General features: G+C 27.5%; 10 protein-coding genes. 3 read left to right on the forward strand and 7 right to left on the reverse strand.

Translation table 11 applies throughout. The features are described from left to right. Positions 1–316 precede the first annotated feature (316 nt). Positions 317–2788 (reverse strand): DNA helicase RecQ, encoded by a 2472-nt coding sequence (gene recQ / locus VLM92_RS13585; RefSeq protein WP_325276869.1) that lies wholly within the window; start codon positions 2786–2788, stop codon positions 317–319. A gap of 272 nt (positions 2789–3060) precedes the next feature. On the opposite strand from recQ, the gene VLM92_RS13590 reads away from it, so the two are divergent. Further along, positions 3061–3471 carry a hypothetical protein gene (locus VLM92_RS13590; protein ID WP_325276870.1) on the forward strand — a complete coding sequence of 137 codons (411 nt, stop codon included), beginning with the start codon at positions 3061–3063 and terminating at the stop codon, positions 3469–3471. A 28-nt stretch (positions 3472–3499) separates the two neighbouring features. Here VLM92_RS13590 and VLM92_RS13595 read toward each other — a convergent pair whose 3' ends face one another. Further along, positions 3500–4927: an alanine/glycine:cation symporter family protein gene (locus VLM92_RS13595; RefSeq protein ID WP_325276871.1), complete on the reverse strand. Its 1428-nt coding sequence runs from the start codon at positions 4925–4927 to the stop codon at positions 3500–3502. A gap of 398 nt (positions 4928–5325) precedes the next feature. Here VLM92_RS13595 and VLM92_RS13600 point away from each other — a divergent pair, with 398 nt between their 5' ends. Further along, entirely contained in the window at positions 5326–6591 is a 1266-nt protein-coding gene (locus tag VLM92_RS13600) for an ArsB/NhaD family transporter (protein ID WP_325276872.1), read from the forward strand. 23 nt (positions 6592–6614) lie between these two features. Then, the gene (locus VLM92_RS13605; protein ID WP_325276873.1) at positions 6615–7070 is read left to right on the forward strand and encodes a hypothetical protein; all 456 of its coding nucleotides are present in this window, start codon (positions 6615–6617) and stop codon (positions 7068–7070) included. 149 nt (positions 7071–7219) lie between these two features. Here the strand turns inward: VLM92_RS13605 and VLM92_RS13610 are convergent, their stop codons facing one another. The 5 genes from VLM92_RS13610 to VLM92_RS13630 form a co-directional block, all read right to left on the reverse strand. Next, positions 7220–7591 carry a NifB/NifX family molybdenum-iron cluster-binding protein gene (locus tag VLM92_RS13610; RefSeq protein ID WP_325276874.1) on the reverse strand — a complete coding sequence of 124 codons (372 nt, stop codon included), beginning with the start codon at positions 7589–7591 and terminating at the stop codon, positions 7220–7222. Between the two features lie 2 nt (positions 7592–7593). Continuing rightward, positions 7594–7962, reverse strand: coding sequence for a winged helix-turn-helix domain-containing protein (locus VLM92_RS13615; RefSeq protein ID WP_325276875.1), 369 nt, complete (start codon positions 7960–7962; stop codon positions 7594–7596). Between the two features lie 152 nt (positions 7963–8114). After that, positions 8115–9014 (reverse strand): NAD(P)/FAD-dependent oxidoreductase, encoded by a 900-nt coding sequence (locus tag VLM92_RS13620; protein ID WP_325276876.1) that lies wholly within the window; start codon positions 9012–9014, stop codon positions 8115–8117. Positions 9015–9031: 17 nt separating this feature from the next. Beyond that, complete coding sequence (gene trxA, locus VLM92_RS13625; RefSeq protein ID WP_325276877.1) at positions 9032–9349, reverse strand: thioredoxin; 318 nt, start codon at positions 9347–9349, stop codon at positions 9032–9034. Positions 9350–9463: 114 nt separating this feature from the next. Further along, positions 9464–10233 (reverse strand): HAMP domain-containing sensor histidine kinase (locus VLM92_RS13630; protein ID WP_325276878.1); only part of this gene is annotated, 770 nt, incomplete at its 5' end.

The raw sequence follows: 10233 nt of genomic DNA on the forward strand, positions 1-10233 counted from the left end.
TTTATATTTGGGGCTTCATTTTTATAAATATTTTTAAAACTTTTAAAAGCAATGCCTAATCCAAACATAGCTGGAAGTAAAAATAGAGGCACTTTCTTAAAAAACATCATACTAGCAATAAAAATTAAGATTCCCATTAGCCCTAAGCTTAAATTAAGTTTATACCATCTCTTCACCCTAATTCCCCCATTTACTTTTAATTAATCTTAAATTCTATATTTATACTTCATTTCCTTTGTTATATACTAAAATTTTATAAATTTCTTGTATGTAAAAAGAGATAGCCTATTTATAAAACAAACTATCTCTTTTGTAATTATGCTAAATTCTCCATATATTTTTCAAGTATTACAGCTCTTATACTTTCATACTTTATATAATCAGGTAGCACTTTCTTTATAGCACTTACCTTTTCATCTCCAAACCTATTGCATGCGTCTAATATCATTTCTTTTTCTGTTTCAGAGTACATGGATTTTACATCTATATCAAACTTTATTCCTTGTCTCTGTTTTATATAATCACAAATATATCCCAGAGCAGTTGATATAGACACTTCCACTTCTTCACAGACATCTTTTATATCTTTGCCTTGATTTAATAAATCTAAGACTATTTCATCATTTTTTCTATTATCTCCATCTAAAATAAGTTTAAGTCTTTTTTTATCTTCCCATTTATGATTTATATTATTTTCATTGATATATTCTTTTACTATGTTTATAATATCTTCTCCATATTTATTTATCTTAACAGGACCTATTCCGCCTATATCTTTAAGTTGATCTTCATTTATTGGATATCTTCCACTTATTTCTTTAAGAGTATTACTACTAAGTACCATATAAGGTAAAACACCTTCTAATTTTGATACACTTAATCTAAAATCTTTTAATTTTTCATATAATTTTTTATCTGTGCTAACTTCAAAGTATTCGCTATCTTTAACACTATTTCCTTTTGTGTTTTCTATATTACTTAACACACTTACCTTATCTATTTTTTTTTCTACTAAATATTTTTCTATTACTTCTTCAAACAACTTACCATATCTTTCATACTTAATTTCCCCTACTCCTGATATGTTCATCATTTCATTTTTAGTTGTTGCATATATACTTGCCATATTTCTTAAAGTAGCATCTCCAAATACCATATATGGCGCTATTCCTTCATTTTTAGATATTTCACTTCTTAGAGTTATTAATCTTTCATATAATTCATTTTCTACATATTTAGATTTAGTAACCTTAGCTTCTTTAAATTCAACTTTAATTTCTTTTTTTATAACTTTCATTGATTGCTCATTTAATCTTATAGTTGGATAACTTCCTCTCATACCTATGTTTTCTACTATTTCTAAAAATCCATGAGATATTAAGGTATTTATAAATGTTTTTAAATCTTCGCTAGAATACTTTTTCATTATTCCATATGTAGATAGACTATCAAATCCAAGTTCTAATACTTTCTTATTTTTAGAGCCTCTAAGGACATCTATAATCATAGTAGCTCCATAGCCTCTTTTCATTCTAGCAATACACGATATAACCATTTGTGCATCTAATGTCTTATCTACTACTTCACCTTCATTCAAGCAGTTACTACAATTATTACAATCATTTTCAACACTTTCTCCAAAGTAATTTAATATACTTTTTCTATAACACATATTACTATAAACTAAGTCTACCATTTGTTGAAGTTTTTTATATTGAACTCTTTTTCTATCAGGATTTTCAATACCAACTTCCACTAAATACTTTTGAGTATGTATATCTCCTGGAGCAAATAGCAAAATACATTCACTGTCTTCTCCATCTCTTCCTGCTCTACCTATTTCTTGATAATAGTTTTCTATACTTTGTGGCATATTATAATGAACAACCCATCTAATATTAGGCTTATCTATACCCATACCAAAGGCATTTGTTGCTACCATTATTTTTATATCATCATTTATAAAGTTCTCTTGATTTTCTTTTCTAATTTCTGTAGATAATCCTGCATGATATTTAGATACTGAACAATTTCTTTTTAATAATCCTTCATAAATACTTTCTACTTCTTTTCTAGTTGCTGCATAAATTATTCCACACTCATTTTTATGATTTTCTATATAATCTAGCAAATATCTATTTTTAGATGATGATTTAACTATATTTATAGATAAATTTTCTCTGTCAAAGCCAGTTATATAAATATCTGGATTATTAAGATTTAATATTTTTTCAATATCTTCCCTAACTTCACTACTCGCAGTTGCTGTAAAAGCAGTAACTATAGGTCTAGTTTCTAAGCTTCTTATAAAGTATGGAATTCTTTTATAGCTTACTCTAAAGTCATGTCCCCATTGAGAAACGCAATGTGCTTCATCTATTGCAACTTGACTTATATTTTTAGATTTTATTAAATTTATAAAATCTAAACTATCTAACCTTTCTGGTGCTACATATATTATTTTGTATTTATCCTCTTTTATGTTTTCTAACACTAAGTTATATTCATTGGCTGAAAGAGAACTATTTATAAGTTCAGCTTCAATACCCATAGTTTTTAAGGTATCTACTTGGTCTTTCATAAGTGATATTAATGGAGAGATTACTATTGTTATTCCTTCTAATACTAAAGCTGGTACTTGATAACAAATAGATTTACCTCCACCTGTTGGCATTATGGCAAGTACATCTGTTTTGTTTATTATTGAATTTATAATATTTTCTTGCCCTTTTCTAAAACTTGTATATCCATAATATTTATATAATATATCTAAAGGCTTCATATTCATATATTAATCTCCTTATTAAACGAACTTATGTTCAATTGAATTGTAGTCATTTTTATATTTTTTATTCATTCCTTTTTAATTTTTACTTATTCTATATTAACATATTAGTAATCTTTTTAGCCACTGTATTTAAGCCTTCATTTTTATACATTGTTTTTATTTATACTAATATAATATTCTATATAAAATATATATTTTATACATTTTAAACTTTATACTTTAATATATAATAACAACTACTATCAATTGAATATTTATAAATTGGAGGGTTTATGAAATTTAAAAATATAAATAAGCTTACATCTGAAAAGCATAAACTAATGCAAAAATATTCTCTTTCTCTAAATGATGATTTTATTTGGGAATTTAAGCACGACAAATATCATACTATAAAATATTTTTCTCATAAGTTTGCTCTAAAGCACTCTACTTTAGCTCTTTTATTTAATATACATAAACTATGTTATGCAAAAATAAAATACTTCGAGTGTAATCTTAATAAATATAAACCTTATAAATATAGTTTTAAAAAAGGATTTACTGAATGCGAATTATTTGATATGGAATTTCTTCTACATAAACCTAGTAATATAATAATAGATATTAGAAATTTGCAAGAAATAAAAACTATAACTGAATTTAAAGAGTTTTGTAAATACCTAGAAACCTTTGAAGATATTTAAAAAACTCCCACATATATGGGAGTCTTTTCTATCTAATTTTTTTTGTTCTTTTTTTATTATTCCAGCACTCAACATTTTCAAGTCCAGGTATACTAGATGCATCAAACACAGGATCTTTTATACCTGCTTTTCTTTGCTTGGCATAATCATCTAATGCCATGAATGCATATTTTCCTAAAAGTGATATTGCTATTAAGTTTATTATAGCCATAAGTCCCATGAATAAGTCTGCTAAATTCCAAACTATATCTACTTGAGTTAATGCCCCAAATAAAACCATTCCTACAACACATGCTCTAAATATATTTAAAGTAGTTTTGCTTCCACTCATAAATTCTATATTAGATTCTCCATAATAATAGTTTCCTACTATAGAACTAAATGCAAATAATAATATAGCTACAGCAATGAATGTACTACCCATTGGTCCTATATGGTGAACCACAGCTGCTTGAGCTAACTCTATACCTTGAAGTCCGCTAGTTGCATAATCAGAATATAAGAGTACTATAAATGCTGTACATGTACATATAACTATTGTATCTGTAAATACTCCTAAAGATTGTATTAAACCTTGTTTTACAGGATGTGATGTATCTGCTGTTGCTGCAGCATTAGGGGCACTACCCATACCTGCTTCATTTGAGAATAATCCTCTTTTTATACCAGCTAATATCATACCACCCATTGCACCTACTGACATTTCTCTAAATCCAAAGGCATTTTCAAATATTAATTTAAATACATTAGGAAGTTGTGCTATATTAGTTACAACTACAAATATAGCTACTAATATATATAACACTGCCAATATAGGAACTATAACTTCTGACACTTTGGCTATTCTATGAACTCCTCCAAATATTACTATACTTGTTACTACTGCAAGTATTATACCCATCACTAATCTATCTATTCCAAATGCAGCGTTAAATGAAAGTGCTATTGTATTAGCTTGCACTGCATTGAATACAAATCCAAAACAGATTGTTATAAGGATAGAGAATGTAGTTCCCATCCATTTTTTTCCTAAACCTTGTTCCATGTAATAAGCTGGACCACCTCTAAAAGTTTTACCATCTTTTACTTTAAATATCTGTGCTAATGTACTTTCCACAAAACTTGATGCTGATCCTATTAAAGCTATAAGCCACATCCAAAATACAGATCCAGGTCCTCCTACAACAATTGCTATAGCAACCCCTGCTATATTTCCTGTTCCAACTCTTGATGCTGTACTTATACAAAATGCTTGGAATGAAGATACTTGTCCTTCTTTTTTATCTCCCTTAGATGCACCTTGACCTAAAAGCCTAAACATTTCTTTTAAATTTCTAAATTGTACAAATTTTGTCTTAACCGTGAAATAGATTCCCAGTACTATTAGCGCTGCAATTAATATATATGTCCATATAATATCGTTAATGCTAAGTACCAATTGATTTAATAATTCCATTTTAAAACCTCCCTAAAAATTATAATTTAAATTGTTATAAAAATACTTATGAAAATTCCTTATTTTAATACTTTTATTAAATACTAAATTTTTTAAAATAAGTGATTAATAAGTATAATGAATTTATTTTTATTTTATATTCATTATATGCTTTATTTAACTACATTTCAACCCCTAAAATGCATAATTTTATTTCGAGGTTGCATTTTTTTCAGAAATCTGATTTTTTTATAATATTTTAAAATATTCTTTTACTTAATATTAGATTTTTTATATAAAAAAGCATTCTATTTATTTTTCCTCTTTTGTAAATTTTATATACTTTAATTGCAAGTTGTATTAAAAAGTACTACTATTTATTTATCAAACAAATATTAATACTAGGGAGGGCGGTAATAATGATAACTCAACAAATAATAGCTATCCTTATATTTGCACTCGTCATGATAGCTATTATCTCAGAAAAAATCAACAGGTGCGTGGCTGCTTTAGGTGGTGGACTTCTTATGGTTTTATTTAACATACTTCCTGCAGAAGTTGGTTTAAGTCATGTTGATTTTAATACTATTGGCGTTTTAATAGGCATGATGCTTTTTGTTGCTGTTGTAAAAAATTCCGGACTATTTGAGTATATAGCTATTTTAACAGCAAAAAAAGCAAATGGCGATCCATGGAAAATTATGATTAGTTTTGTCATTATAACAGCATTACTGTCTGCTATTTTAGACAATGTTACAACAGTTTTATTAATCGGACCTATGACAATTGTTATAACTCATATCTTAGGACTTAATCCTGTTCCTTTTTTAATGTCTCAAATTATTTCATCAAATGTAGGAGGTACTGCAACACTTATAGGGGACCCTCCTAATATAATGATCGGTAGTGCTGCTAATCTTAGCTTTACAGATTTTGTAGTTAACTTAGGACCTATCGTAATAGTTTTACTTTTTATCATTATACTCTGTTTTAAGTTCATATTTAGTAAACAAATTATAGTTAATGAATCTCATAAACAAGATATTTTAAACTTAGATGAAAATAAAGCTATTAAAGATAAGACGTTACTTATTAAAAGCATAGTTGTTATGATTTTTATACTCTTAGGATTTACACTTCACAGTATTATTCACATCGAGTCTAGTATAATAGCTTTAACAGGCGCTACTGTTATACTTTTGATTGGCAAACAAGATATAGATGAAATATTAGCAAGTATTGAATGGTCTACAATAGTGTTTTTTATTGGGTTATTTATAATAGTTGGCGGACTTCAAGAAGTAGGTATAATAAACAACTTAGCAACTGCACTAATAACCGCTACTGAGGGGCATCTTGTGCTTACTATGTTAATAATATTATGGTTGTCTGCAATAGTATCTTCATTTTTAGATAATATTCCATTTGTAGCAACTATTATTCCCATCATTCTAACTATGGAGTCACAAGGGATAGATGTCATGCCTCTTTGGTGGGCAACTTCATTAGGTGCATGCTTGGGTGGAAATGGTACCTTAATAGGAGCCTCTGCAAATATAGTTTTAGCTAATGTCGGGCAAAAACATGGTCATCCTATAACATTTAAGGATTATTTTAAAGTAGGATTTCCTATTATGATTTTAACCATAATCATTTCTACAGTTTATTTAATAATAAAATTCTAGTTATTTAGAAAGGTGATGTTTTTATGAATATAAATAATGCTCAAGGTGATACAATAGAAATACTATTACGCCAAATGGGTGCATCTGATGTAACTAAAATAAGAGGTTTATTGTACTTTATGACATTCAAATTAAGTGACGATGTCGAAATATCTTATTCTTATAATATCAATACTCAGGATAAATATTTTTTACAACGAATAAAACCTTATCCTATTCCTCAAGGTGTTTTTTCTGATGAGTATGAAATAGTATCTTTTATAAAGAAAGATCTGCAGAAATTTCGTACTGCTATAAATAGCAGTAATTTTAATTTATTTATAGATGTTGCTAAAAAGGTTAATAATATAACATACATGGCGGAATATTTATTCTTAAATTATAATGTTAATGTTAATGAGCTTTTAAGAATAAATAAAGAATTAGATGACATTTTAAAAGAAATAGAAATTGCAAAAACTACATCTAAAGAAATATAAAAAAGACTTCAATTGAAGATTTATAAGGAAGGCTTTTTTGAAGCACATATACGAAAATTATATTTATCCATAGTTTTAAAATGAATATAATTTCCTATGTGCTATAAAAATAGAGCTAGGATTTAATATTTCCTAGCTCTACTTGCTTTTTAGTGATGCCCACAACCATCATGTGAACATGTATGATTTGTTGGAAACTCTTGAAGTTTGTTTTCTTTAAGTAAATTTAAGTTTTCTCCTATAGTCTCTCCTTGTGCTCTATACACTTTTATACCCATTGAGTTTAATTTTACTATAGCTCCTTGACCTATTCCTCCTACTACAACTGCATCTACTACATTTCCTGATAAAGCCTTTATAGGTTGACATTTACCATGTTCATGACCTAAATCACCATTATTTATTGTGCTTATCTCTTTACTTTCTAAATCACATACAACAAACATAGGTGCTGATCCAAAATGACCAAATGGCTTACTATCTAATCCCTCGTTTACTTCTACTGGTACACAAATTTTCATAATTATTGCTCCCTTCTACTACAGCATTTTTTCATAGATTTACAATTAGATGCACAACCTATGTTACCTACATTAAATTTTGCTATCTCTATAAATTCGTTACTGGACTCATTCCCTAAAGAATTAATAAAATTTATACACTTATCAAATATATCTTTATTAATATGATAAAGTACATAGTATCCTTCTTTATATCCATATATTATTTGAGCTTCTTTAAGAACCTTTACATGCTGTGAAACAGCTGAATCTGATATTCCTAAATACTTTGAAATCCCTTTTTGGCATATATTTCTTTTAGATATTAGTATAAGTATATTGAGTCTAGTTTCATCACTTAGGGCTTTAAATATTTTCGATAAATTTTTCATTGATTTATTTATTATTCCCCTTATTTGATTAAGTAATTACTTAATTAAATTGTAGTACTCTTAATTATTTTTTTCAACTCTATTTTTATATTTTTATTTAATAGTTTAATTTTAAATAAAAAAACTCTAGGAATTTTCCTAGAGTTTTACTATTATTGTTTCTGTTGTTTTTTTTGCTCTATCTTTAATTTATCTAAATATGCAACTGCACTTAAAGCTGCTATTTGTCCTTGTCCCGCTGATTTGATATAAGAATACGGCTTACCAACGCAGTCTCCTGCAGCAAAACATCCTTCTATGCTTGTTTTCATATTAAGATCTACTTTAATATGTGGTCCATCAGTTTCAATACCTGGAACTAACGCTTTTGGAGATGCACTATCTTTTATAACAAATACCCCATCCACATCTATTTCTTTTTCTTTAAAAGTAACCTTATTTACAAGGTTATCACCATGTATTTGTACTGGTCTATCATTTATAACTTCTATTGAGCTATCTAAATCATTTGAAGCCCTCATTAAACCTTCATTTTTATACATAGGTATGAAATACGTTTTAGATGCTATTTCATTTAGAAAATTAGCTTCTTCCTCTGATTCCTTGTTATATCCTATTATAGCTACTTTTTTGTCTCTATATAAAGGTGCATCACATGTTGCACAATACCCTACACCTCTACCTAAAAATTCTTCTTCACCTTTAATAGGCTTTCCATATTCTACACCTGTTGCTAATATGACAGTAGTTGCTTCAAACATTTCATCTCCTGACATTAGTGCAAAATATTGCCCCATTGCATAAACATTATTTATTTTTTTATTAGATATTTCAATATCCATATTGTTTATATGTTCTTTAAATTTATCTTTTAATTCATCTCCACTTATATCATAAAATCCTAAATAATTATCTATTGATGGAGCTTTTACTAATTTATTACTTAAATTTTCATTTCCAAAAACTATTATACTTTTATTTCTTATTTTTCCATTTATTGCGGCAGATAGTCCTGCAGGACCGCTACCAACTATCGCTATATCATATCTCATATTAACCACCTATCATATTATAAATGTGATTTAACCTTAGCCTTTATTTTTTCTTTAGGCATAAATCCTACTAATGATTCTACTGGTTTACCATCTTTAAATATCATCATTGTTGGTACAGTAGATATATTGAATTTTTGTGCTATCTCTAAACTTTGATCTATATCAACTTTAACAAATCTAGCTTCATTTTGCATTTCCTCTCCTAATGATTCAAATACTGGAGCTAGCATTTTGCAAGGCCCACACCAAGTTGCAAAAAAGTCTACTACAACTACTCCTTTACTAGCTTCAACGTCCCCTCTAAATTGTGCAGTACTTATAACTTTAGCCATTTCTTTACCCTCCTAAATATTCTTGTATCTTATACTATGTATTATAGTATAAGATAGTTATTATTTATATATATTTTTTATATACCCCCCATACGTACTTTTAAACAATTTATTTTACTTGGTCGGGATTATTATTTCAAATTTTGTATATTCATTTAATTTTGAATCTACCTTTAATTTAAAGTTTAGATTTGAACATAACATTTTAGCAATAGATAATCCAATTCCTGAACCATCTATATCTTTATTTCTTACATTTTCACTTCTGAAAAATCTATCAAATATATAGGGTATTTCTTCTTTCTTTATTCCTATACCACTATCAATAATAGATAAACTCATATCGCTTCCTTTTTCCTTAACTTCTATTAAGATTTTGTCTCCTTTTTTTGTATATTTAAATGCATTATCTATAAATATAACAATTAACTGCCTTAGTTTATTTTTATCTGTAATAATTATTTTATTCTTTAACTCTAAATTTATGCTAAATTCCTTCTCTTGTACCTGAGCTATGTCTATATAATCGCTTATAATCTCATCTAGTAGGTTTTGTATATTCATAGAGTCTATACTTATTTTAGTAATAGCATCTTCTTTTGTGAGGCACAATAAATCATTTATCATTTTTTTTATTCTTCTTGTTTCTTTCATTGCATCTGCTATAGTTTCTACCTCATCACTTATAGTATTGTCTGGTAATTTCAGCATACTTTCTAGCTTTGATGATACTATTGATATAGGCGTTCTAAGTTCGTGAGATGCATCTTGAACAAATTTAGCTTGATTGTTCCAAGCAGTTTCTATTGGTACTAATGCTTTTTTAGTTAAATATAGAGCCACAAAATATGTAATTATAACCGCCATTATTATTCCTATTATAA

It is taken from the genome of Romboutsia sp. (assembly GCF_035470145.1).
Taxonomy (GTDB): Bacteria; Bacillota; Clostridia; order Peptostreptococcales; family Peptostreptococcaceae; genus Romboutsia_D.

Excerpts from the sequence above, each read along its gene's own strand:
- VLM92_RS13600 (WP_325276872.1), top strand. The coding sequence starts at position 5,326 with ATGATAACTCAACAAATAATAGCTATCCTTATATTTGCACTCGTCATG.
- trxA (WP_325276877.1), bottom strand. The coding sequence starts at position 9,349 with ATGGCTAAAGTTATAAGTACTGCACAATTTAGAGGGGACGTTGAAGCT.
- VLM92_RS13610 (WP_325276874.1), bottom strand. The coding sequence starts at position 7,591 with ATGAAAATTTGTGTACCAGTAGAAGTAAACGAGGGATTAGATAGTAAG.
- VLM92_RS13620 (WP_325276876.1), bottom strand. The coding sequence starts at position 9,014 with ATGAGATATGATATAGCGATAGTTGGTAGCGGTCCTGCAGGACTATCT.
- VLM92_RS13590 (WP_325276870.1), top strand. The coding sequence starts at position 3,061 with ATGAAATTTAAAAATATAAATAAGCTTACATCTGAAAAGCATAAACTA.
- VLM92_RS13595 (WP_325276871.1), bottom strand. The coding sequence starts at position 4,927 with ATGGAATTATTAAATCAATTGGTACTTAGCATTAACGATATTATATGG.
- recQ (WP_325276869.1), bottom strand. The coding sequence starts at position 2,788 with ATGAATATGAAGCCTTTAGATATATTATATAAATATTATGGATATACA.
- VLM92_RS13605 (WP_325276873.1), top strand. The coding sequence starts at position 6,615 with ATGAATATAAATAATGCTCAAGGTGATACAATAGAAATACTATTACGC.
- VLM92_RS13615 (WP_325276875.1), bottom strand. The coding sequence starts at position 7,962 with ATGAAAAATTTATCGAAAATATTTAAAGCCCTAAGTGATGAAACTAGA.